This window comes from Alistipes sp. D31t1_170403_E11 (assembly GCF_015553985.1).
Taxonomy (GTDB): domain Bacteria; phylum Bacteroidota; class Bacteroidia; order Bacteroidales; family Rikenellaceae; genus Alistipes; species Alistipes montrealensis.
Map to the genome: position 1 here is coordinate 492,243 of NZ_JADNHQ010000002.1, position 25,501 is coordinate 517,743.

General features: G+C 59.7%; 13 protein-coding genes. 10 read left to right on the forward strand and 3 right to left on the reverse strand.

The window, feature by feature from the left end:
• Positions 1 to 170: 170 nt before the first annotated feature.
• The 10 genes from I2E69_RS05350 (at position 171) to I2E69_RS05395 (ending at position 17,396) form a co-directional block, all read left to right on the forward strand.
• Entirely contained in the window at positions 171 to 1,184 is a 1,014-nt protein-coding gene (locus tag I2E69_RS05350; RefSeq protein WP_195459536.1) for a FecR family protein, read from the forward strand.
• A 35-nt stretch (positions 1,185 to 1,219) separates the two neighbouring features.
• Positions 1,220 to 4,846: a SusC/RagA family TonB-linked outer membrane protein gene (locus I2E69_RS05355; protein WP_195459539.1), complete on the forward strand. Its 3,627-nt coding sequence runs from the start codon at positions 1,220 to 1,222 to the stop codon at positions 4,844 to 4,846.
• Positions 4,847 to 4,864: 18 nt separating this feature from the next.
• Entirely contained in the window at positions 4,865 to 6,364 is a 1,500-nt protein-coding gene (locus tag I2E69_RS05360) for a SusD/RagB family nutrient-binding outer membrane lipoprotein (RefSeq protein ID WP_195459542.1), read from the forward strand.
• Positions 6,365 to 6,379: 15 nt separating this feature from the next.
• Positions 6,380 to 9,484, forward strand: a complete 3,105-nt coding sequence (locus tag I2E69_RS05365; RefSeq protein ID WP_195459546.1) for a BACON domain-containing protein — start codon at positions 6,380 to 6,382, stop codon at positions 9,482 to 9,484.
• Between the two features lie 70 nt (positions 9,485 to 9,554).
• Positions 9,555 to 11,108, forward strand: coding sequence for a calcineurin-like phosphoesterase C-terminal domain-containing protein (locus I2E69_RS05370; RefSeq protein WP_195459549.1), 1,554 nt, complete (start codon positions 9,555 to 9,557; stop codon positions 11,106 to 11,108).
• 24 nt (positions 11,109 to 11,132) lie between these two features.
• Positions 11,133 to 12,950: a hypothetical protein gene (locus tag I2E69_RS05375; RefSeq protein ID WP_195459551.1), complete on the forward strand. Its 1,818-nt coding sequence runs from the start codon at positions 11,133 to 11,135 to the stop codon at positions 12,948 to 12,950.
• Positions 12,951 to 12,962: 12 nt separating this feature from the next.
• Positions 12,963 to 14,420, forward strand: coding sequence for a calcineurin-like phosphoesterase C-terminal domain-containing protein (locus I2E69_RS05380; RefSeq protein ID WP_195459554.1), 1,458 nt, complete (start codon positions 12,963 to 12,965; stop codon positions 14,418 to 14,420).
• A 138-nt stretch (positions 14,421 to 14,558) separates the two neighbouring features.
• Positions 14,559 to 15,089 (forward strand): sigma-70 family RNA polymerase sigma factor, encoded by a 531-nt coding sequence (locus I2E69_RS05385; protein WP_288237822.1) that lies wholly within the window; start codon positions 14,559 to 14,561, stop codon positions 15,087 to 15,089.
• Positions 15,090 to 15,102: 13 nt separating this feature from the next.
• Complete coding sequence (locus tag I2E69_RS05390) at positions 15,103 to 15,987, forward strand: endonuclease/exonuclease/phosphatase family protein (RefSeq protein WP_195459559.1); 885 nt, start codon at positions 15,103 to 15,105, stop codon at positions 15,985 to 15,987.
• Between the two features lie 35 nt (positions 15,988 to 16,022).
• The gene (locus I2E69_RS05395; RefSeq protein WP_195459562.1) at positions 16,023 to 17,396 is read left to right on the forward strand and encodes an MFS transporter; all 1,374 of its coding nucleotides are present in this window, start codon (positions 16,023 to 16,025) and stop codon (positions 17,394 to 17,396) included.
• Positions 17,397 to 17,515: 119 nt separating this feature from the next.
• Here I2E69_RS05395 and I2E69_RS05400 read toward each other — a convergent pair whose 3' ends face one another.
• Genes I2E69_RS05400 through I2E69_RS05410 form a run of 3 tightly spaced genes read right to left on the reverse strand, consistent with a single transcriptional unit; the run spans position 17,516 to position 25,427 of the window.
• Positions 17,516 to 20,323 carry a family 78 glycoside hydrolase catalytic domain gene (locus tag I2E69_RS05400; RefSeq protein WP_195459565.1) on the reverse strand — a complete coding sequence of 936 codons (2,808 nt, stop codon included), beginning with the start codon at positions 20,321 to 20,323 and terminating at the stop codon, positions 17,516 to 17,518.
• A 31-nt stretch (positions 20,324 to 20,354) separates the two neighbouring features.
• Complete coding sequence (locus I2E69_RS05405) at positions 20,355 to 23,843, reverse strand: family 78 glycoside hydrolase catalytic domain (protein WP_195459568.1); 3,489 nt, start codon at positions 23,841 to 23,843, stop codon at positions 20,355 to 20,357.
• Positions 23,844 to 23,849: 6 nt separating this feature from the next.
• The gene (locus I2E69_RS05410) at positions 23,850 to 25,427 is read right to left on the reverse strand and encodes a beta-N-acetylhexosaminidase (protein ID WP_195459607.1); all 1,578 of its coding nucleotides are present in this window, start codon (positions 25,425 to 25,427) and stop codon (positions 23,850 to 23,852) included.
• Positions 25,428 to 25,501: the final 74 nt, after the last annotated feature.

Genomic DNA, 25,501 nt, shown 5'->3' on the forward strand with positions numbered 1-25,501 from the left:
AATAGCTGAAATCCCGGAGCTTCGGTTCCGGGATTTTCCGTTGCGGCAGGGGCGGAAAAGGGACGTTCAAAAAAAATTGCGGGAATTTGCATTTTCGGGGGTCGGTATTCGGAAACTGTGTGTCTACTGGGTGAAAGCAAAGGAAAAAAATTCTGTTTAGTGAAAACGATATGCAGAAGGAGATAGACAGACTGATCAATTCGTACCGGAGCAATACCTTAAATAAAGAGGAGGCCGGTATGCTGGCGGAATGGCTGGAAGAGTCGGACGAAAACCGGGCTTATTTCAGGGCGTGTCTCACCGGACGGGAACTGCCCGCATCGGCGAAGGCCGAGCGGGAATGGGCGCGTTTCGCTGCCCGCAACAAAATCCTGTTCGCCGTTCCCGGGGGTGCAAAGACGCACCGGAGGATATTTCGCCGTTATATTGCGGCAGCAGCGGCCGTGGCGATCGGCGTTTGCGCCGTATGGTTCTGGCAGCGTACTCCGGGGACTGTTCCCGTAGCCGGGACCGGAACGGAGATCAGCGCTGCGCAACCGCTGGAGTATCGGACGGCACGCGGTGAGAAACGCGACATCGTGCTGCCCGACGGTTCGACGGTCTGCATGAATTCCGAGGCGACGCTGACCCTGGACCCGGGATTCGGAAAGGCGACGCGCGAGATTGAATTCGACGGCGAGGCATTTTTTACGATTACACCCGATAAAAACTGTCCGTTCATTATTCACAGCGCCAATAACAACTATACGGTGTTGGGAACATCGTTCAACCTGCAATCCTATGCCCGGGAGAATTTCGCTGTGGTGACGCTCCATACGGGTTGTCTGCAGGCGCAGGTCAAAAAAGATGTGATCATCCTCGACCCCAACGAAGAGTTGCAGATCGACGCCACGGCCAACACGATCTCCAAGCGGGCGGTGCGCATCGACGATTCGATCGGCTGGATCGAGGGAAGGCTGGTCTTCTCGGGGTATCCGCTGAAGGATGTGGCCAACAAACTTTCGCGTTATTACCAGGTCAAGATCAATATCCACGATGAGATCGCCAACCTGCAATATACGGGCGTGGTAGATCGCGAAACCCTCCCGGAGGCCCTTCGGATGATTTCCGAAACCTCGCCGGTGAGGCTGTCCATCACCAACATCGACGGGGAGTATTTCCTGTCGCGGGCAAAACGAAAATAACACACAGATTATCAACTACCTAAACATTTAAATGAATGAGCAATTTTGACAAATTCGAAGGTTGCTGCAGACTCCTGCGACGCTGGCTGGCGTGCGGACTCGCTGCAATGTCCCTGGCGGTTGCGGGCGTCGCCCATGCCTCCGAAGCCGGGGAGAAACCCGCTCCGACTGTAACGCTTACCGTCGAGAGGGCGCCGCTGGCTACGGTCCTCAAACAGATCGAAGCCCAGACCTACTACACGTTCTTCTTCAACAACGAATTGGTGGGCAAGGCTGCTCCGGTGACGCTTTCCGTAAAGCAGGCTCCGGTTCCCGACGTATTGGCGAAGATTTTTGCCGGGAGCGACCTTACCTATGAGTTTCGCGAGGACAAAATCCTGATCAAACGCAAAGGCGGCGGCAAATCCGCCGCACAGGCGCAGGAAGTACAGCCCGCCGGGACCATTGCCGGCGGACAGACTGCGGGTGTGGACCGGCAGGTGACCCCCCCCCAGCAACAGGGCTCCGCTTCGGCGGCCCCGGCACTGGTCCAGGGCGTTGTTAAGGACGATGCGGGACAGCCCGTTGCGGGCGTCAGCGTGATCGTCAAGGGTTCGCTTGTGGGAGCCGTCACCGAAAGTGACGGTTCGTACCGCATTAAGGCGCGCCCCAACGATCAGTTGTCGTTCAGTTTCCTGGGTTATAAGACGCAGGATGTCTATGTCGGCAGCAAGACGACCATCGACGTGAAGCTGGTCAGCACGGCGCAGGCCATCGACGACGTGGTCGTGACGGCGCTGGGTATGAAGCGCGAAGAAAAATCGCTGGGTTACGCCGCCACGAAAGTCAAGGGCGACGTTTTCTCGTCGGCGGCTTCGTCGTCCAACTGGATGTCGGGCCTTTCGGGCCAGGTGGCCGGTCTTTCGGTCGCCAAGGCCAACACGGGCGGCGGCGGTTCGATGCGCGTAACGCTGCGCGGCGAGTCGTCGATCGACCTCAATAACAACGGGGCGCTGTTCGTGATCGACGGTGTGCCGATGTTCAACACCTCGGCCGCAGGCGGCGAGTCGGGGGCCTATTCGATCGACTACGGCAACGGTACGGGCGACGTGAATCCCGAAGATATCGAGAACATCACGGTGCTGAAAGGCCCTGCTGCAACCGCACTCTACGGTTCGGAGGCCGCCAGCGGCGCCATCATCATCACGACGAAATCCGGCGAGGGGCAGGACGGTGCAGTGTCGGTAACCTTCACCTCGAATTTCGTTGTCGACCAGATCAACTCCTCGCCCGACTTCCAGTATATCTACGGACAAGGCTCGTCGAAGGGAACCGACGGTTTCCATTACGGCGATCCCGTCGACGGCGAGGGTACGAGTACGCTCGACGTGTCGTCGTGGGGCCCCAAGATGGACGGTACGCTCTACTATCAGTATTACGACGTGAACCGCGGTATCGGCGTCGACGAGAACGGCGTGCGCATCAAGACGCCGTTCGTCAGCTACGGCAACTGGTTCAAGAATTTCTTCCAGAACGGATGGACCGCGACCAACACGCTGTCGGTTTCCGGCAAGATCAACAAGAACAACTCGATCCGTTTTTCGGTGACCGACTACCGCAGCGAGTCGATTATCCCCAATTCGCCGTGGTCCAAGCAGTCGCTGTCGCTCAAGAGCAACAATAAGGTTAACAAGTGGCTCTCGATGGACACCTCGCTGACCTACTACCGCAAGGACGACGACAACCTGCCCGTGATGGGTTACGGTTCGAGCTCGATCATGTATTCGCTGTGGTGCATGTCGCCCAACATCGACATGAACTGGGCCAAGCAGTACTGGTATCCCGGCCAGGAGGGTATTCAGCAGGATTCCGACCTTTCGGGCGGCAAGAACAATCCCTATTTCGTGGCTTACGAGCAGATCAACTCGCTCGATCGCGACCGCATGTTCGGCAACACGGCGCTGAACCTCCACCTTTACAAGGGTCTCGACCTGATGCTCCGCGGCGGTATCGACTTCTCGCGCGACCTGCGCACGACCCGCCACCCGAAAAGCTCCTATTCGCAGAAATACGGCATGTACAACGAGACGGAGCTCACCTCGCTGCAGCTCTCGACCGACTTCCTGCTCAAATACGACCGCAAGCTGGGCGCCGGCTTCAACATCACGGCCAACCTGGGCGGAAGCATCATCAACCGCTCGTTCGTGCAGACGGCCAAGACCGCCGAGCAGCTCAAGCAGCCGGGCGTCTACTCGCTGGCCAACTCGGTCAACCGCATCAAGACCGACAGCTACTCCTACGAGCGCCAGACCAACAGCATCTACGGATTGGTTTCGCTCTCGTGGCGCGACGCCGTCTACCTCGACATCACGGGCCGCAACGACTGGTCGTCGACGCTGCCCAGCAACAACAACTCTTATTTCTATCCGTCGGTTTCGGCCAGCGTGCTGCTGAACGAACTGATCGACTTCGGTACGGCGCGCAACGTCGTCAACCTGGTGAAACTGCGCGGCAGCTTTGCGCAGGTGGGTAACGACACGAAGCCTTACCGCACGTCGAACTACCTCTCTTCTTCGGATTTCGCGGGCAATTACATGATTCCCCGCACGGCGGCTGATCTGAACCTCAAGCCCGAGATCGTGAGCTCGTGGGAGGTCGGAGCCGACATCCGCCTGTTCCAGAGCCGCCTGAACTTCGACATCGCCTACTACGACGGCGAATCGAAGAATCAGATCGTGAGCATGCCCGTAAGCCAGGCTTCGGGCGTTGGGAGCCGTTACAGCAACACGGGCCGCATCCGCAACTGGGGTTGGGAAGTATCGGCCAACGGAACGATTATCAAGACTAAAAAGGTACAGTGGAAAGCCTACATCAACTGGGCGCTCAACCGCAACCGGGTACTCGAACTGGGCGAGGGCGTCGATTCGTGGATCGTGGCTTCCTACTCGTCGCACGCCTACATGACGGCTTACGAGGGACAGTCGCTTTCGACGATGTACGGCCTGGGTTACAAGCGTGCTCCCGAAGGCTCGTTCATCGTGGGCAAGGACGGTTCGCTGACCGATGTCAGCGGACAGATGGTGATCGACGAGAACGGTTATCCGCAGTACTCCGACGACCTGCAGCGTATCGGCGAGTGCATGCCCGACTGGAAGGGCGGTTTCGGCACGAGCGTCAAGTGGAACGGCCTGACCCTTTCGGTGGCTTTCGACGGACAGTTCGGCGGACATGTCTACTCCTACTCCAACGCCCTGCTGGGGTCGCGCGGTAAGGGTACGATTTCGCTTCCGGGACGTTACGACGGACTGGTTTTGGACGGCGTCAACCTGTTGCCCGACGGCAACTACGTGAAGAACACGCACAAGACGGCCGACATCACCGAATACTACGGTCTGGCCTATGCGTTCCAGAACGCCGAGCAGAACTTCGTCAGCACGCAGTTCCTCAAGCTGCGCGAGCTGCGCCTCGACTACGAATTCCCGAAAAAACTGCTCTCCAAGACCGGCTTCATCAAGGGACTCGTGCTGTCCGTTTACGGACGCGACCTCTTCTGCTGGTCCGAGTTCCCGGGATGGGACCCCGAAGGCGCCTTCATGCGCGGTTCGTCGGTCGTGCCGGGATTCGAAATCGCCCAGATGCCCGGAACCCGCGCTATCGGCGGCAGTATCAAGATCACTTTCTAACGCAGGAGGAACCCAATTATGAAAAATACGATTATAAAACTGACTGCAGCCTTCTCGTTCGGTGCGCTCGCTTTGTCGGGCTGCGACAACTTCGACGAGATGAACGTCAACAACAACGCCCTGCAGACCACCAATGCCACGAGCTACGTGCAGCCGATCACTTTCGGCCTCGAATATGCGCTGCTGGAGCGTTCGTTCGATGTCAACTCGCAGCTCATGCAGTACACCGTGCAGGCGCAGACGCAGGCGGAGCGTATCTATAACTACCGCTTCAACAACTCGATCATCAACTACTTCTGGCAGAACATCTACCGCTGGGCCGGCAATGCCGAGACCATGCGTGCGCAGGCCGAGAAGGACAACGACAAGACGGGCCTGGGCATCGCTTACATCCTCAAGGTGCTGACCCTCTCGCACATCACCGACGCATTCGGCGATGCGCCCTATTTCGAGGCCGGCAAGGGGTATACCGAAGGTAAGTTCTACCCGGCCTATGACAGCCAGAAGGAGATTTACCGCGATATGTTCGCGAAACTCGAACTGGCCAACGAACTGCTGGCCGAGAGTAAGGATTTCGACGCGCTGGAAGACTACATGTACGACGGAAAGGTCGCCCAGTGGCGCAAGTTCGGCAACTCGCTCTACGTCCGCCTCTTGATGCGCGCCGCGCTGAAAGACGAGAGCGACCAGGCCGGGGAACGCCTCGACGCCGTATCGAAGCTCAACGAGATTTTCTCCTATCCGTCGGTTTATCCCGTTTTCGAGAGCCGTGCGGATGCCGCCGACGTGAAGTTCGACGCGAATGTCAATGCACAGTACACGCCGTTCCACAACGTCCGCGCCGGACTCTGGAACGCCAACATGATCTGCGAACGGCTGATGGACGAGATGTACGATTCGTCGGTCGGCCTGAAGGACCCGCGTGCGTCGTTTTATTTCGACAAACTCGTGGGCGTGCCGACGCAGATCACCTATAACGAACTGATGGGCTACTTCGACACGGCGGGCCACTACCGCCGCAATGTGATCCAGGACCGCGACCATTTCCCGCTGATGAACTATTCGGAACTCTGGTTCATCTGGGCCGAGGCCGCCTACCGCGGCTGGATTCCCGGCACGCCGAAGGAGTATTACGTGAAGGCCGTTTCAGAGGCCGTCTATGAGTGGACGGACAATCCTGCGGCCGACCTGACATCGTTCCTCTCCAACTCGAAGGTGTCGCTCGATGCGCTCGACGGCGAAGAGGTGCTCGAACGGATCATGACCCAGAAGTGGATTTCGAACTTCCTGGTCGGCATCGAATCGTGGTGCGACTACCGCCGCACGGGTTATCCCGAGATGCCCGTCAAGGCGCTGGCCGCTAACGACGGCATCCTGCCCACCCGCCTGCGTTACCCCTCGGACGAGGAGTTCCGCAACAAAAACAACTATTTCGAGGCACTCGACAGCTGGCTCGGAGGTACGAACAACATGACTACGAATGTTTGGTGGGCCGACCACACCAACAAACGCAAATAAAAGGAGACCCAAGGTATGAAAAGATTCATTTTTGTGCTGTTGGCGGCGGTGACGGCCGTTTTTGCAGCCTGTTCGTCCGACGAAGGAACGTCGGCATATCCCGATAAACTGGAAGTCGTACTGACCCCGACGTGGGACGCTACCCGGGGCATGACCAGTTCGAGCCAGACCAGAACCGTAGCTGTGGCGCTCAATGTGGAGAGCGTCCACTGGAAAGTGGCTTCGGACAGCGACTGGTGCGTTGTCGACGAGGAAGAGAGCCACATCGGCAGCGGCGAATTTACGATCGAGGTAACGGCCAACGACGACTTCAAGTCGCGCGATGCCGTGGTCACCCTTTCGGCCGGCGCTTTCACCTACCGGATGTCCGTCGACCAGTCGGGCAACATTTTCATCCTCGACCGCGTTTATTCGGTCGTGGCGCCGAACGACACCGAGGCCTTCGATGTGGAGGTTAAAACCCTCTCGAAATGGCAGCCGGTGGATTCGGAGTGGATCCACGCCGAGATCGTGGAGACCTCCGAGCCGGATGCGAACGGTATGACCACCTCGACGCTCCGCGTTCGCTGCGACGCCAATACGGGCGCTGCGGGCCGTTACGGTGCGCTGACCATCGAACCCACCGACGGGGTCGGTTACAGCACGACCTATTCGGTCTACCAGTTCGGAACCGGTGTGGCGTTCGATGCCGACAACAAAATCGACCTTGCGGCGAAAGGTGAAATCACGTTCGACGTGGTGGCTCCTGCCGAAGCGGTTGCCGGCGTGACTTGCCCGGCATGGGTGACCTATACCGCCGAACCGGACGGGGAGCAGGCTGTCTATACCTTCTCCGTTGCCGAGAACCCCAGCGATACGAAGACCGAGCGCGAAGGCGAAATCGAGTTCGCGATCAAGGATATTGCGGTGAAAACCGCGCTGCCGACCGTCAAGCAGGCGTTCTATCCCGCAGGCGGCATCGTTTCGGGCGCAGGTCTGAAGATGTTTGCCGAGGCGTTCAACGCTGGGGACGATATCTCCGACTGGACATCGGGCGAAGGCGGCAAGACCGTCGAGGTATTGGGCGATGTCGATATGAAGGGCGTCGAGTGGACGGCCATCGGTACGGCGGAGCGTCCGTTCGACGGCATCGTAGCCGGCAACGAGCACCTGATCCTCAACTGGAATACGGCTCAGCCGCTCTTCGGCTACATGGGCGAGGGCTCGGAAATCCGCGACCTGACGATCGACGCCACGTCGAAACTGACAGCCAAGAGCGTTGCGAAGGACGTTTATGCAGCGGCGTTCGCCGGCGTCTGCAACGGAACGCTCAAAAACTGCCGCAACATGGCGGCCGTAACGCTGGATGCAACAGCTACGGTGGCCGGAGCGTGCGGCGTAGCCGGTGTGGCCGGTCTGGTCGGTGCGACGGGCCGTGTGGAAGGCTGTTCGAATACGGCGTTCATCACGCTGGGCGACAAGGTGACTGGCGATAAAGTTTCGGTCGGCGGCGTAGTCGCCGAAACGGAAGCCGGAGCAGTCGTGACGGGATGCAGCAACGAAGGCGGCATCTCTTCCACAGGTGCAACGCCCAAGGTCAACACGGCGGGTATCTATACGGGCGGCGTGGTCGGCTATGCCGGCGGCGCAGTCGAGAACTGCACCACCGAGGGAGGTAAGACGATTGCCTTGCAGATTACGGCTGGTTATATGACCTACACGGGCGGTATTGTCGGCTGGGCCAACGAAACGGTTACGGGATGTACCAACAAACAGCCCATTTCGATCGCCGCCAACCGCTTGGGCGACGCCTGCCGCTATGCCTATGCGGGCGGTGTGGCCGGCAAGTCGGTCGGTGCGCTTACCAGTTCGAAGAACCGGGGCAACCTGACTGCCGCGGCGATCTGCAAGTTCGTCATCATGGGCGGTATCGTCGGTTCGGCCGACGGAGCCGTTTCGGATGTCGTCAATGTGGCTTCGGTTTCGGTTCCCGGAAATCCCGGCGGAACCGGCGGCGCGCTGAAAGAGAAGTATTTCGGTCCCCGTTACGCCTATGTCGGCGGCGTTGCGGGCCAGTTGCGCAACGACGGAACGATCACCGGCAACGGCGATACGACCAACTCGGGAGCTGTTACGATCGAGCAGATGGAATACAGCACGGAAGACATCGTCGCCGTGGGCGGCGTGGTCGGTCATCAGCTCGGTAAAGTTTCCAAAACGGTCAACTCGGGCGCCGTCTCGGTGTCGGCCAGCCCCGCTTCGGGAACCATTGCCTGGAAGGTCCGCTGCGTGGGCGGAATCTCCGGTCTGCTCGGTGAAATCGGCAAAACCTATGCGGGTGCATCGGTCGCCGGATCGAAGAACCTGGCTCTGGTCAAGCAGGAGCGTACGACGGTCCGCAGCAACGGCATGCCCGCTTATGTGGGCGGCGTCGTAGGTTACATCTACGAGTCGGCAGCTTCGGTTTCGGATTGCAGCAACAGCGGCGAAGTCAACAACGATTACTACAATAACAACATCGACTTTGATGCGGCGGAGAGTACCAAGCGGACCAACTGCACGGGCGGCGTCGTGGGTGCGTCCTTTACCCTGGGCGAACCCAACGTTATAGCGTCGTGTACCAACTCGGGGCTGATTCCGATTTACCGCGGTATAGGCGGCGGCGTAGTGGCTTATGCCGACGGCATCGAAATCAAGGATTGCTCGAACACGAGCAGCTTCCCGACTTCCAACCGTAACGGCGTTACGGGCGGTATCGCGGGGCAGGTGCTCAACGCGCAGGTCGAAGGTTGCCTGAACAAGGCGCTGGTATTTGCCGACGGCGCGGGCGATGCGGTAACGGTCAAGGTCGGCGGTATCGTCGGCGACCTGGGCGAAAATTCGTCGGTCCGCAACAGCAAACATTACGGAGTGGTTTATCCCAAGATTTACGGCAGCACGGCTAAACCCGAGTACAAGGTGCTGACCAGCGGCGGCATCGCCGGCATTTCGGCGAAGGGCGCCGTGATCGACGGCTGCGGGTTCGGAGGCCAACTCAAGGGAGCCGACGAGGCCCATACCTTCGAAATGAAGCTCGATAATGTTTGCGGCGACAAGAACTTCTCATCATCGACTCCCAATTACCTCTGGGACGGAAAATAAACGGTTAGTAGGTCGGGAACGGGGCGGAAGCTTCCGTTCCGTTCCCGTTTTTTAAGAAACAATGCGACGAATGGCACGGAAAATACTATTTGCACTCTTTATCGGGTGGCTCCTGGCCGCCTGCAGCGGCAACGACGCGCCCGGAGGAACCGGGCCCGGGGGCAAGGATGCGGTCGTCAGCGGGACGGTCGTCGATCAGCGGGGACTGCCCGTCGAAGGGGTAGTCGTGAGCGACGGAATGCTTACGACCGTGACCGACGACGCGGGCAATTATGCGCTTGCGAGCGACCTCTCGAAACGGCGCTTCGTGCAGGTGACCATTCCCGCAGCGTATGAAATCCCGGTGAAGGACGGCATTCCGCAGTTCTGGCAGCGCATTCCGGAGGGGGCGACCAAATTTAAGGCCGATTTTACGCTCCAGGCCCGGAAAAAAGCGGCTTCGCGTTATACGGTCCTGATGACGGCCGATCCGCAGATCCGTTCGCGCAGCGCGCGTTACGACAATTTTGCGTTCCATTCGATCGACATGTACGAAGATATGTGCCGCGATTTGCAGCAGACCGCCGCGTCGATCACCGACCGGCCGGTTTACAGCATCGCGCTGGGCGATCTGGTTCACAACGACATGTCGCTTTATCCGACCTATTGCGCCGGGATCGCCGGATTCGACTTCCCGGTTTTCAACGTGATCGGCAACCACGACCACGTGCAGAATGTGGCTACCGACCGCGAGGCGGTGGCGAAGTTCGAGGAGTACCTCGGTCCGACCTGCTATTCGGTCGAACTGGGCGATCTGCACTTTATTTTCCTCGATAACATCATCATGAAGAACAACACGCTCGATCCGAGTAACACGGGCGCCTACAACGACGGACTTTCGGACGAGGCTTACAGTTGGCTGTGCAACGACCTGAAATACGTCGATAAAAACAAGACCATCATGCTCTGCGCCCACAGTTCGATGTTCCGCAAGCCCGACTCCGAACCTGCCGACCGCGACAAGCACGGGCCCGACTATGCGTCGCGCCTTGCGCAGTATCGCTGCGTGCACTCCTGGGCGGGTCATTCGCACATCAATTTCAACTATGCCTATTCGGCCGAGGAAACGTCGGCGAAATTTCCCAATGTCGAATCGCACATCCTGGCCCGTTCGACCGGGGCGCTGTGGCTCAACGAGAACATTTCGAGCGACGGAACGCCGCGGGGCTACATGGTCGTGGATGTCGACGGGGAAAACATCAGTTGGTACTACAAACCGTATTCTTACGAAAATAACGTACCTTCGGGGCTGAAACGCGACTACCAGATCCGGGTCTATACTCCGGGCGACTACTACGACGACGGATACGTTTATGCCAATGTCTGGAACCACGACGCCCGCTGGAGCGATGTCCGCTATACGGACAGCGGCAAAAGCGGTGCGAAGATGACGCGGGTGACCGTCTACGACGGAGCCTTCGTCCGGATGGCCGACTATTACAACTCGGTCCAGACCACGACGACGTTCGAACCCTTCAAAACCACGCATATGTTCCGCATCCTGCCCACGGCGGGGGCGGCGCAGGCTACTGTCGAGACGACGGATCGTTTCGGCGAACACTATACGACCACCGTGGAGTGGTAACGAACCTGAAAATTTAACCGAATTATGAAGAAATTGTTATTGACGCTTATTGCCGCGGCGGTAACTTTGGCGGCTGCGGCGGGCGGCATTTCGACCGCTGCGGAACTTGCAGCCTTTGCCGAGGCTCTCAATGCAGGCGGCGACGTGTCCGCCTGGCAGGACGATCGCGGCGAGGTGCACCTGAAAGCCGATATCGACATGGGTAAAATAAAGCGGTTCGCACGGATCGAGAACTTTGCGGGCGTCTTCGACGGCGAAGGCCATGCGATCCTCAACTGGAAAACCGACGGCGGGCTGTTCCGGCTCGTCGCCGAGGGCAGCACCGTGCGCAACCTCGTGATTGCCGCGAGTTGCTCGATGAAGGTGTCGGACGACGGCGACGACGCGCTCTATGCGGGTTTTGTGGCCGACGTGAACCACGGCGTCCTGGAACGTTGCGAGAACTACGGCTCCATTGCGCACCGTTCGCCCAAATCGCTCCACGACAATTATGTGGGCGGGGTCTGCGGCATGAACAAATACGTCGTCATCCGCTGCAAGAACGGCGGCGACATCTCTTCGACGGGCAACTGCCCGTCGCTGGCCCCGAACGCCGAGCCGAGGATGTACCTGGGCGGAGTGCTGGGCGGAAGCCTCGGCCGTTCGCTGCCGGGGGCTTTCGTGGCTTATTGCGAAAATACCGGGCGCGTGAACTATTCGGGCGCGTTCATCGTTTCCCATATCGGCGGCATCGTCGGGTACAACATGCGTGTGAAGGTCAAGTTCAGCATCAATCGCGGCGAGGTCGTCTCGACGGCGCGCGGGGTCGACGACGGCAGCGACCGTTACTGCCAGGAGATGGCGGGCGGTATCTGCGGCATGGCCAAAGGCGACGTGATGTGCTGCGACAATTTCGGCGCCGTCACGACGCGCGGCCATGCGTACAGCCTTACGGCGGGCATCTGCGGTTCGGCCCACGAGTCGATGACCGTCGGCGACTGCGACAATTTCGCGCCCGTGACCTCGACGAGTTCCTACCAGGCTTCGGTCGGCGGTATCGTCGGGCTGTCGGGCCGGGCCGTCGCCGTTTCGCATTGCCGTAACAAAGGGGCGATTCGTTTCGACGGCACGAGTATCGACCGCCGGTCGGCTGCGGGCGGCATCGTGGGTGACATCTATGCCAAGAAGGACGCTGTTTATGCGGCTTCGATCCGCGACTGCCGCAACGAAGGCGACGTTTACTGCGGTCTGGGCGAGAATACGCGCAACAGTGCACGTGGCATACAGGTTGCCGGCATCGTCGGCTTCATCAATGGCAACGAGGCCGTGAGCGCCGATGTGCGCGACTGTGTGAATACAGGCAAGGTGCGTTCCGAGTCGGGGCGTGCGGCCGGTATCTGCGGATTCGCGAGCTACTGCGATTTCGAGGGCAACGAGAACCTCGGTTCTGTCGAAGGCGGCGGGGTGCTGCTGGGCGGCATCGTTGCAGCGTTCGATAACGGTTCTGTCAAAGGATGCACGAACCGCGGCGACGTGTTTGCCGGGGCGAAGGGCCAGGCAGGCGGTATTGCCGCAACGACGTGGAACGGCGGGAACGCCCGTATCGAGGCCTGCCGCAACGACGGGGTGATCAAGGGTATGTTCGGCCTGGTCGGATCGATCCTGGGCGAAGGACGTACCGACAGCGACCGCGTCGAAGGGTGCGGCGTCGGCGGAGGCGTGGGTACGGCGGTACAGAACCGCGATGCGGCCCCGAAAGCCGGCCCTGAAAACTTCGATCAGTTCATCACCGGGCGCAACGTCGTGAAAAACAAGGCGGTTGTCGACCGTGGAAGCTGCTATTACTGGGACGGAAACAACTAAAATGTACGAGATATGAAACGTTTGATCATCTATATCTGGGCGACGGTCCTCTGTTTTGCCGCCTATGCCCAGACCCCGAATGTAACGGGCCGGGTGACTTCGACCGGCGGACTGCCCATCGAGGGTGTCGTGGTGAGCGACGGACTCAACTGTACGCAGACCGACGCCGACGGGCGTTATGCCCTGACGAGCGACCTTGCGCTGCGCCGTTTCGTGTTTATTTCGGTCCCGGCCGAATACGAAATTCCGGCGCGTCACGGCTGCCCGCAGTTCTTCCGGCACATCGACCGCTTCCAGACGGAGGTGAAGGCCGATTTCGTGCTCGAACCGCGCATGACGCCTGCCGTACACCACACGCTGCTCGTGCAGGGCGACCCGCAGATCAAGAACTACGGCGTCGACGGTTCGGCCGAGGCCTACCGTTCGGTGGTTATTCCGGACATGATCCGCATGCGCAGCACGATCACGACCCCGTGCTACGGCATCAACCTCGGCGATTTGGTTTACAACGACATGAACGTCTATAACACCTATATCGACAACACCGAGCGGGTGAATACGACGACTTTCAACGTTATCGGCAACCACGACCATGACCAGACGACCATCCTGAGCGACTCGCTGGGAACGGTCTATTTCGAGATGTACCTCGGTCCGACGTGCTATTCGGCCAACATCGGCGACATGCACTACGTCTTCGTGGATAACATCCTCTACGGCCGCGACGACGCTACGAAATCCTACGAACTGGGCCTGAGCGACGAAATCGCGCACTGGCTCCGGCAGGACCTGAGCTATGTGCCGAAGGACAAAACGATCATGATCTGCGCCCATTCGCAGATGTTCAAGAAGCACAGCAGCTTTTCGACCCGTAACAAGAACTACCCGGTTTACCGCGACGAACTGCTCAAATTCAAGAATGTCTATTCGTGGGCCGGACACAACCACCACACGTATATCTACAACTACAACCGCTCGGAGCAGATGCCCATCGAGAACCTGACGGCTGTGACCGTCACGCGTTCGACCGGCTCGCTGCGCCTGAACAAGCACCTCAATAACGACGGTACGCCCCAGGGGTATCTGATCGTCGATGTCAACGGCGACGACGTGTCGTGGTATTACCACTCGTGCGGCAAGGACCGCAACCACCAGATGCGTCTCTATTCGCCTGTGCGGACGGGAAGCGATTACGTGCTGGCCAACGTCTGGACCTGGGACGACGCCTGGGGGCCCGTCGAATGGTGGGAGAACGGCGTGAAGGTGGGCGAAATGGAGCCTTGCGAGGAGTTCGATCCCGATTACGTGGACCTTTACGCCACGGTAACCAACAAGACCACGCGGAAATACTGCCAGCCGGCCAAGTCGTTCCACATGTTCCGGATCAAGCCCGGGGCGGGCGTCACGGCGGGCGAGGTCCGTGTGACCGACCGTTTCGGAACGACTTATTCCGAACGCGTAAGCTGGTAAGGTATGATTTTGGATGCTGCCGCCATAAATCGCTGCGGTCCCGACGTGTAGCCGGTGTCCCGCGGGGCGGAATTTGTATATTGGATGTTTTATTCCGGAGCTTCATATTTCGGGTATACCGAACGGGAGGTAAAAGAGGTGTTTACAGCTCTTTATCCGCGGTTGTGTGCCTATGTCAACGGAGTGACGGGCCGCGGGGATTTGGCCGACGACATCATCCAGGAGATTTTTTACAAGTTCCTCAAGCGGCGGCCCTGCCTCGATCGCGACAAAGTCCCGGCCTACCTGTTTTCAATGGCTCACAACGAATGCCTGAACTGGCTGCGGCAGAATAAAATACTTTACAACAGCATCGACCTGGGCAAGTTGCAGGAGTCCCGGGCGTGGGAGACGCTTGCCATGCGAGATTTTCTCGACGCTCCCAACGACTCGCCGCTGGCCACGCTGCTCGTCGAAGAGGTGCTGGCGCTGTGCGACCACCTGCCGCCGCAGACCGCACGCATTTTCCGCCTGAGCCGCATCGACGGCCTTACGAACCGTGAGATTGCCGAGAAGCTGCATATTGCGCAGCGCACCGTCGAGAAACATATTTCGATTTCGATCCGCTGGTTCCGTCGCTCACCGCAGTTCAAGGGATACTGGCCCGATTCGGAACAAAAGAACGATTAACCGAAAAACCGATATGAAGAAACTGTTTATTCTCTTTTGCGCCGTTGCAGCCACAGCGGTGCTCCCCGCCGCTGCACAGACTCTTGCGACGGGAACCTACAACGTCCGGCAGCTCAATGCGGGCGACGATGCGAAGGGCGACGGCTGGCAGCAGCGCCTGCCCGTTATCGCATCGCTCATCCGTTTTCACGACTTCGATATTTTCGGGGCGCAGGAGGTGTTCCACAGCCAGTTGGAGGACTTGCTCGCGGCGCTGCCCGGCTACGGCTACACGGGCGTAGGCCGCGATGACGGCGCCCGGGAGGGCGAATACTCGGTCGTATTTTACAAACGCGACCGCTTCGAACTGCTCGATTCGGGGCACTTCTGGCTTGCCGAAGACACCTCGCGTCCGAACAAGGGATGGGATGCCAAATACGTCCGCATCTGCTGCTGGGGCCGTTTCCTCGACCGGGAAACCAAAGAGCGCTTCTGGTTCTTCACCCTGCACACCGACCACAAGGGCGAGCGTGCACAGGCCGAAAGCTGCCGCCTGGTGCTCGATAAGATCCGCACGATGTGCCGCGGCGAGCGTGCCGTGCTCACGGGCGACTTCAATGTCGGCGAAACGAGCGAGAGTTACGCCGTGCTCCACGATTCGGGCCTGTTGTACGATACGTTCGACCTCGCGGAGATCAAATATGCCTGGACCGGTACGGAAAACGGCTTCGACCCCGACCGCAAAACCTTCCGCCACATCGACTACGTCTTCGTGACGCGGGGTTTCCGGGTGCTGCGTTACGGCATTCTGACCGATACCTACCGTTCGGAAGAACCCGAAGGCAGTGCAAAGCCCTTCCGGGCCCGCACACCCTCCGACCATTTCCCGGTGAAGGTCCAACTGGCCTTTTCCGAATAACCTGACTTTTACCTGAAACTATTCCCGGACTGATAATGAATATATTCTCATTTTTTCGCAAAAGCGAGCCTTCGGCGCCCTTCACGGGCGATGACGATGCCCGCATGAAACTTTACAAAAAGCTCCGTTTCCAGAGCTTCATTGCCGGCACGGTCGGTTACAGCCTCTATTACGTCTGCCGCACGAGTTTGAACGTCGTGAAGAAGCCGATCCTCGAAAGCGGCGCGCTCGACGCCACGCAGCTCGGCATCATCGGCTCGGCGCTGCTGTTCGCCTATGCCATCGGTAAATTCGTCAACGGATTTCTCTCCGATCACAGCAATATCAAGCGTTTCATGGCCGCCGGACTGTGTGTGTCGGCCGTCGCCAACGTGCTGGTCGGCGTGCTGGGCTTCGCCAACGGAATCGGTGTGGTGGGCAACATGACGCTCTTCGTCGCCTTTGCCGTGATGTGGGGCGTCAACGGCTGGTCGCAGTCGATGGGCGCGCCCCCGGCGATCATCGCCCTTTCGAGGTGGTATCCCCTCAGTAAGCGCGGCACTTACTACGGATTTTTCAGCGCCAGCCACAACCTCGGCGAGTTCCTCTCGTTCTTGTTCGTAGGAGCCGTCGTCGGCATCTTCGGCTGGCAGTGGGGCTTCGTCGGGTCGTCCGTGGCCGGGGTGCTGGGCGTGTTGGTGATCGTCTTCCTGCTGCACGACACCCCCGAATCGAAAGGCCTGCCCCCGATCGAGGTGCTGACGGGCGAGGAGGCTCCCGAGCAGAACCACGACCACGGTTCGACCGCCCAGTTGCAACGCTCCGTGATCCGGAATCCCTTCGTTTGGATTCTGGCCCTTTCGAGCGCCTTCATGTACGTCAGCCGCTATGCCATCAACGGCTGGGGTGTGCTGTTCCTGCAGGAGGCCAAGGGCTATTCGCTGGCCACGGCCACGCAGGTCATCTCGGTCAACGCCCTGCTGGGTATCGTCGGGACCGTCTTTTCGGGCTGGCTCTCCGATACGCTTTTCCACGGCCGCCGCAACGTGCTGGCCTTCGGCTTCGGCGTGCTCAACACCATCGCCCTGTGCCTGTTCCTCTATTCGGGCGACAGCATGTTCGTCAACCTCCTGAGCATGGTGCTCTTCGGCATGGCGATCGGCGTGCTGATCTGTTTCTTGGGCGGACTGATGGCCATCGACATCGTGCCGCGCGAAGCTACCGGCGCGGCGCTCGGCATCGTGGGCATGGCCAGCTATGTCGGCGCCGGATTGCAGGACATCGTCAGCGGCTGGCTGATCAACTCCGGCAAAACAATCGCCGACGGCGTCACGACCTATGATTTCGATACGGCCATTATTTTTTGGATCGCGGCTTCAGCGCTGTCGTTCATCCTTGCGCTCTTCGTGTCGAAAAAATCGCATGCGTAATACGACGCAAGACAGGATGAAACCGATTCGACTCATTCTGACTTTATGCGGCTTCCGACCCTGCGCGTTACAGGGTCCCGGTATGGTAAACGAAAGCGCCTGCATTTGCAGGCGCTTTTTCAATTCCCGGCCGCAAAACGGTAGGTTCCGCCTCCGGCTTCGTAGACTTTATATCCGCCGGCGTCGAACAGGTGGCGCACGCCGCTGGCCCGGTCGGCTCGGATGCCCGACTCCGTTACGGTGTCATCCGGGGCAGCTGGAATCCAGATTTGCGCCGTCGTGTTGGCCGGAACCGCAACCTTCATTCGGAATCCGCCGGGCGTCGTCTCCCAGCCGGTCGAGATCGTGCCGTAGGGTGACTCGAACGAGGTCCGGGCGAACGTGATTCCCCCGACAACAGCCGGTTTTACGATGAATCGTTTGTAGGCCGGCGATTGCGGGTCACGCTGAATGCCCCCGACCTGTGTGTAGAACCACTCTTGCAGGTGTCCGAGCATCAAGTGGTTGTGCGAGTGGTCTGTGCGGGCGTCCCATGTTTCGGGCAGGGCAGTAGCGCCCCGGGCGATCTGGTAGCCGTATCCGGGTACGTCGTAGCGCGAGTTCATGACGTAGATGACCTCCGACATGCCGTGGGCTTCGAGGGCCCGCAGCACGAAGTTGTAGCCCACGTCGCCGGCCGTCAGGGCGTTGCCCCGGGCGCGGATGTCGGCTGCGATGTTTTCAGCCACGGCCCGTTCGTCGTCCGGGGCGACCAGTCCGGCGCACAGGGCGATCGCATTGGCTGCTTGACTGCCCCGGTCGTAGGATTTGGTGTCGGGATGGAAGAATTTGGTGTTATAGGAGCGTTTGATCTTCTCCGCCAGTTGCCGGAACCTTATAGCGTCTTGCTCCCTGCCGAGCAGTTCCGCGGCCCTGATCATCGTTACGGCGTCCATGTAAAAGACGGGCGTCGCGGTGGCCGCGAGCGACGTATGCTGCGATACGCCGGGCCGTTTGGGGCCGATGTCGCACCAGTCACCCAGCCCGTGGCTGAGAATGTAGTCGGTCGCTTTCGATTCGAGGTACTCCAGGTAGCGTTTCATGCTGTCGTAATGCCGTTCGACGAGCGACGGATCGCCGTAGTATTCGTAGACCTTCCACGGGACGAGGATCATCGAACTGCCCCATTCGGGCGAATCAACGAATCCGCCGCCGAAAAGGAAGTACATCGGCGCTACGTCGGGCACAAGTCCGTTTTCCCACTGGGCCGCCGCCATGTCGGCCGCTATCTTCTCGTAGAGTTTGTAAAGGTCGAAACTGGATTGCAGTGATCCGAACATCAGGTGCAACTGCTCTATCCACGGCAGTTTTTCGCGGTGGGGGCAGTCGGTCATAAAACTGCCCATATTGCCTTTAATGCCCCATTCGATCAGCGTGTTTATGCGGTTGAGCAGTTCGTCCGAACAGCGGAATGACCCGGCAGCCGGGGCCGAGTTGCGGACATGCAGTCCGACGATCTCTCCAATGACGGGCAGTCCGCCGGGATTTTTCTCCCCGGCGGGTACAGCCCCCGTTACTTGCACGTAGCGCAGTCCGTAGTTGGTGAACTGGGGATGCCAGGTTTCCGGCCGATCGTCGCTGCCGATGGTGTAGGTGAAGCGCACTTCGTCCTTATAGCCGCCGTACCGATGCACCGAATCGGCTTTTTCGTCGTACAGTTCCGTGGCGTGGATCATCACGCGTTGCCCCTTTTTACCTGTTACGGTCAGTTGCATGATTCCCTGGAAATTCTGCCCCAGGTCATAGAGCCATTTGCCATGGCGGGTCAGGCGGCGGGTTACGGGGCGGAATCGCTGCATGACGCGCAGCGGGTAGGCGGTCTGTGCCTGTAAAACGGTTCCTTCGCCAAGCGGCGCGGGCAGCGCCCGCTGCCATGCCGAATCGTCGTAGCCCGGTTCCATCCAGCCTTCCCGCAGGAGCGTTGCGTCGTAGTCCTCGCCCCCGTAGACACTGCTGTAAGTCACGGGGCTTTCGGTCGTGCGCCACGATGTGTCGGAGACTACCGTTTCGCGGCTGCCGTCCGCATATTCGAGCGTCAGTTTGAGGATCATTTTGGGGTACATGTAACTCGCAAGCCCTTTGTAGTAACGTTCCCGGGGAATGCTGATAAATCCGTTGCCGAGCATCACGCCCAGCGCGTTGCGGCCTTGCCGCAGCAGCGGGGTTACCTCGAAGGGAACATAGTTCACGAGTTTGTCGTAGTCCGTGGCGGCGGGGTCGAACAGGTGATCGCCCACCTTGCGGCCGTTGAGGAAAAAGTCGAAATGTCCGAGGCCCGAGACGTAGGCCACGGCCCGGTTCAGGGGCTTGCGCACGTCGATCTCGCGGCGGAACTGCGGGAGTTTGTTCCGGCCCGGGTTGCGGCCGCCGAGCCGTTCCCGGAGCATCGCGTTGTTGGCTGCGCCCGGAACCAGCCGCTCCTTTTCGGGCATTAGTTCCAGGGCGATCCATTGCGCGCCTTCCCAGTCCTTTTCGCCGAGCAACCCGATCCCGAACCGGGCCGGTTCGCTCCATGCGGAGGCTTTTCCGGCCGCGTCATAGATGCGGACGCTCCAATAATAGAACTCTCCCGGACAGAGCGCCGCTCCCGCATAAGGGATGTGCAGCGACTGCCCGCTGCGTACCTTTCCGCTGTCCCACAGGCATGCGTGTCTGGCGGCGAGTTCTTCCCGGGTGTCGGCAACACGTATTTCGTAGGCACTTTGGACGAATCCCCGCCGTTCCGAGGCGGCTTTCCAACTGAATTTCGGCGTAAGGGTGTTCACAGCCAGCGGATTTTCGAGGTATTCGCATTTCAGTTCACAGGCCGAAAAGCCTTGTGCGTGCGCCCCGGCGGGGAGCAGGGCGAAAAGGCAGAGAATGAGGAATCGTATCGGATGTGGTTTCATGGGTTGGGTTTTTATTGGGTCGCAGGGCGGGTTATCTCTTTTTCGGCAGCCTTACTTCGAGCGTCACGGGCAGGTGGTCCGAGGCTTTGGCGATGTCGCCGGCGGCGCTGCGGTTCACAACGCCTGAAAATACGACCTCGCACGGGACGCCGTTGTCGAGTTGCAGGATGTAGTCGATGCAGTCGCACGGGGCTTCCGAAGGGACGGTTCCCCGGCAAGTTTCGGTCAGCACGGTCCAGTCGCGCTTCAGCGCTTCGATCGCCCGTGAACCGGGCGTGGCGTTCATGTCGCCGCCTAGGAAGACGGGCTTTCCGGATTTGCCGTACCGCTCCTTCATCACGCGCGTGATCACCCCGATCTGCTGCAACTGCGCTTCGGGCGTAGCGTAATCGAGGTGCGTGGAGGCGATCACGTAATCTTCCAGTTCGAGGACGGCCAGCGCCCGCGGCTCGCTTCCGTTGGCTTTGGGCAGGCATACGGTAAACGAGTTGAGGACTTTTTTACGAGTCATGACGCCGATGCCGTACGCCCCGCCGCGGTAGGGCATGGCTGCGGCGTAGCGGTGGTTCCAGCCGCCCATCAGCGAGGCGATGCGCCCGAGTTGGAAGACGCCGCCCGTGCGGGTCGTGCAGCTGTCGAGTTCGTTCAGGCAGACGGTTTCGGCCCCTGTCTCCCTGAGGATGTCGGCGACGAACGGATAGTCGTTGCGGACATACTTGTTGAATACGCCGACGTTGTAGGTTGTAAGGCGTACCGTGCGGGCCGTCGTGTCCGGCGTCTGCCGGAAGGCGTATTTTCCGGCCGGAACCCGGTAGCGGACATATCCGGCCTCCGTTCCCAGCGGTTGGGCATGGCCCGAAGACTCCACGATGCGTGTTCCGGGACGGTCGGGGATCAGGACCGTGGCTACGGTGTTGGGCGGAACGGTCGCGTTGAGCGACAGCGTGTCGCCGTGTTGTTTCCACGACGATATGACGGTTCCGGCGGGGGTCTCCACCGAGGCCTCCGCCCAGTTGATGTGCTCCTGTTCCAGCCGCGGCACGCGGATGACGAAGCGCCGGAACCCGGGGTGTTCCGGGTCGGTCCGGATACCCGCCACGCCGTCGATATACCACGCTCCTGGGTAGAGGAACGAACTGTGGAGCAGCGAGTGCCCGCGCAGGTCCTTTTCCCACATCTCCCAGATCGAAGTGGCTCCCGATGCCTTCATGTAGCCCCATCCGGGATAGCCGGTTTGCGAGGTCATGCTGTAAATCAGGTCGTCGCGTCCCAGTTCACGGAGTAGTTTAAATAACAGCGCTCCTCCGGTGATTCCCACGTGGATATGGCCTTTGCGGACTTCGAGGATTTCCCGTTCGAGTCGTTTCAGGACCATGGGCCGCAGTTCCGGAGGCGGGACTCCGCCTATCAGCGCCGCTGCGAGGTTGCCCATCGAGCGGTCGCAGTAACTGTGGTCTGCCGGGTCGTAGTAGGCACGGTGAACGGCCTGCCGGACCTCGTCGGCCCGGGCGTTCCAGGCCGCGGCGCAACTGTCGCGGCCGATCACGGAAGCAATCTGCGCCGCTGTGGCGAGGTTGTAGGCGTAGTAGCAACTGTTGAAACATTCGGCCTGCGGTTTGTCGTTGTTCATGCCCTCGGCTGTGGCGCCGGGCCACAGCCAGTCGGCGAGGTAGTCCCAGCGGCCTCCCCAGCGCCGGAGCAGTCCGTCGCGGGTGTGCGACGCGAGGAATGCGAGCCAGTTTTCGATCAGCGGGAAATTGTCGCGCAGAATCTGCTCGTCGCCTTCGTATTGATAGACGTACCACGGGAGCGTGGCGCAGATACCGCCCCAGGCCGGCCCGCCTCCGCCGCCATAGGTCGGCGCCGAGTGCGGGAGATCGCCGTCGGCGGGCAGGCCTTTCTGCGTCCGGCGTCCCTGTACGTCGCGCCAGTCCTCCATCCATTTGGTGTAGAACGCGCCCATGGCGAAGTTCGTCAGCCCCGTTTCGCTCGTGGCGTGCGCATCGCCGCCGTAACCCAGCCGTTCGCGCTGCGAACAATCGACGATGTAGCCTCCGAGGGAGAGGTTCTGGAAGGTCCATAGTACCCGGTCGTAAATCCAATTTTGCAACGTGTCCGAGCAGGCGAAACGGGCTGTCCGCGGAAAATCGGTCCGGACGGCCCATCCTCGGATGTCGGCGGGAGCGGGTTTTTCCGAGGCTCCCCGGATGGTGATCCACCGTCCGCCGCTGTAATTGAAACGGTTGCGGAATATCGCTTCGCCCGAAGGCCCGACGATGCAGGCACTGCGAATGCCGAAGGTCATCGGCAACTGTTCCCGTTCCGAAAAGAGGAACTCGACGCGTTTGCCGGGGCGGGCCTTGACGCGGATGGAGGTCCATCCGGTGAAATTAACACCCATATCGACGCGGTATGTGCCGTCTGTCAGTTGCTCGATGCCTGCGGGCGTGATCTCCGCGAAAGCCCGGTTGGGGTAAGTCGTTTGCGCCGAGAGCCGCAGTTGCGGCGCGTATTCCGTCGCTTGCTGCCACGGGGTTTCATCGCAGGCGAGGGTGTTCCATTCCGGGAGTTCCCGGCGTGCGTCCCACAGTTCGCCGCCCATGCTGCCCGTACGCCAGCGCCCGGTGAGTTTGTTGGGGCTTGGGTGTATTTTCCAACTCGTGTCGGTGGCGATGCGCAGATCGGGGGTTCCGGAGGTTTTTTGGTAGTAGATGTCGGCCTGCGCCAGCACGATCGGCGTACGGGGGCGGCTTTCGATGTCGTAGGAGGGAAAGATCGACCACGAGGTCCCGAGCCACAGCGCGATGACGTTTTCGCCTTTGTGCAGGAAGGGGGCGATGTCGTAGGCGATGTAGCGTGCCCGGAGGGTGTGGTCGCTGACCGCGGGGGCCAAGATGTGGTCGCCGATCTTCTGGCCGTTGACGTAGAGTTCGTGGTAGCCGACCGATGCGACGAACATCACGGCGCGCGACGGGCGTTTTTTTAGTGTTATCCGCTTGCGCAGCCAGGGGTCGCTGATGTTGCAGTCTTCTTTGGAGGTCGTGTCCAGCACCTCGTCGCTGCCGATCCACCGCGCCGACCAGTCGCCGGGGTTGAACAATCCCGTCGACCAGCTCCGGGTTTCGCTCCACGGCGAGGTGCGTCCCCGCTGGTCCCGGATCTGCACCTTCCAGTAGTAGGTGCGGTCCGATGCGAGTGGTTTTCCGGCGTAGCGGATTAGTTGCGAAGCGTCCGAATCGACCCAGCCCGTGTCCCACATGCTGCCCGGCCTTTTTGCGTCTGCGGAATCCGACACGACGATGCGGTAGGCGCTCTGCGCCTGGGCATATTCGCCGGGATTCGTCTCTTCGAGCGTCCAACTGAAACGTGGCTGCCGGATGTCCAGCCCGGCGGGGCTTTCCAGGTATTCGCAGGTCATATGTGCTACTGCGACGCCGGCTGGCTCCTTGCCCGATGCTCCGCAGGGCGTCAACAGCAGGAGCACCGCTGATAGCAGGAGGATACAGGGTCTTGTTTTCATCGTTTTTTATTCTATATTCAGGAAGAAGAATCTGGCGAATTTGAATCCGGCGTTCTTGTATAAAGTTGGCAGGAGTCTTTTCGCTCGTATTTCGAAATCGTCGTAATCCTTCCTATCGTATGCCCATGCCACTTCGGCTATCGCGGCCATGCGGGGCAATGCCATTTTCTGTAGGTGTTCGAAGTCTGCGATGTACTCTGTCCATACGTTTCCCTGTATTCCGAGAATGTTCTCGTACTCTTTGGGTTTGAGCCGGTCGTAAGGGTCGAGTCGGTATACCTGCCTCATGGATAGATATCGTGTGGGTCCTATGGGCTCGAGCTTCTCGGGCTCTGATGTCTGTGCATAATCGAGGTAGCAGTTCCATTTGGGTGTCATGATTACGCGGTTTCCGTTTCTTGCAGCGTCAGTTCCGCGGACCTGATCGGTCCAGGCCATGATCACGGCCGATTGGGAGATTCCTCCCTGCATGATTTCGTCCCATCCGATGAGTTCGCGTCCGTGCTGGTGGAGCCACTTTTCGACACGGTGCATGAAGTAACTCTGCAACTCGTTCTCGTTTTTGAGACCCTCTTCGCGGATTCGCTTCTGGCAGGCGGGACACTCCTTCCAGCGCTCCTTGGGACACTCGTCCCCTCCGACGTGGATGAGTTTGGAGGGAAATAGTTCCAACACCTCGGCCAGCACGTTCTCTACGAACTCGAAGGTGGCCTCCTTTCCCGCGCAGAGCACGTCTTTGGAGATTCCCCAATGGGTCCATACCTCGTATCCTTCTCCGCGGCATCCCAGTTGTGGATAGGATGCGAGGGCCCCTAACATGTGTCCGGGCATGTCGATCTCCGGAATTACTTCGATGTACCGCTCGGCTGCATATGCCACGATTTCGCGTATGTCGGCCTGCGTGTAGAAACCTCCGTAGGGGGTCCCGTCGTACCGGTTGCGGCTTTCGTCGGATTTGTCGTATCGTCCGATGACGGTCTGTTTGCGTATGGACCCGACCTCGGTGAGGCGGGGATAGCGCCTGATTTCGATGCGCCATCCCTGGTCCTCGCTCAGATGCCAGTGGAAGACGTTGAGTTTGTGCATGGCGAGCATGTCGATGAACCGCTTTACCTCCTCGACGGAGAAGTAATGCCGTCCGGAATCGAGCATTCCGCCGCGGTGTGCGAAACAGGGTTTGTCGCGGACGATGACCGCGGGTACTGTTCCGTCGGGCGCTACGAGTTGCCGGAGTGTCTGCAAGGCGTAGAATACGGCGCGAGGCGATCCTCCGAGGATGCGGATGTTTTTGGGTGTAACCGCGAGGGAGTACTCTTCTGCTTCGAGCGTGTTGTCTACGGAGAGCGATACGGTTCCCTTTTCAGCTATGGAGATTCGGTATCCGACGACGGGCTGAATGTCCGCAGCGAATAGTTCTGCCGGGCGTCGGAGTTCGGGGTCTGCGACGATCGCTGTTTTTGCGGAGAACCGGAACGTGCCTTTGCCCTCGGTCAGGGCTTGGGGCCGGGGAATGATGTCGATGCTTTGAGCACGGACTGAAGCCGCGAAAAGAGCGGCAAAGAGCAATAGAATGGAGTTTCTCATCGGGTTGCGGCTTGGTAATACGAATATCGGCAGGGATTTCTCCCTGCTGATATCCGATAAGGCAAAGTTAATTT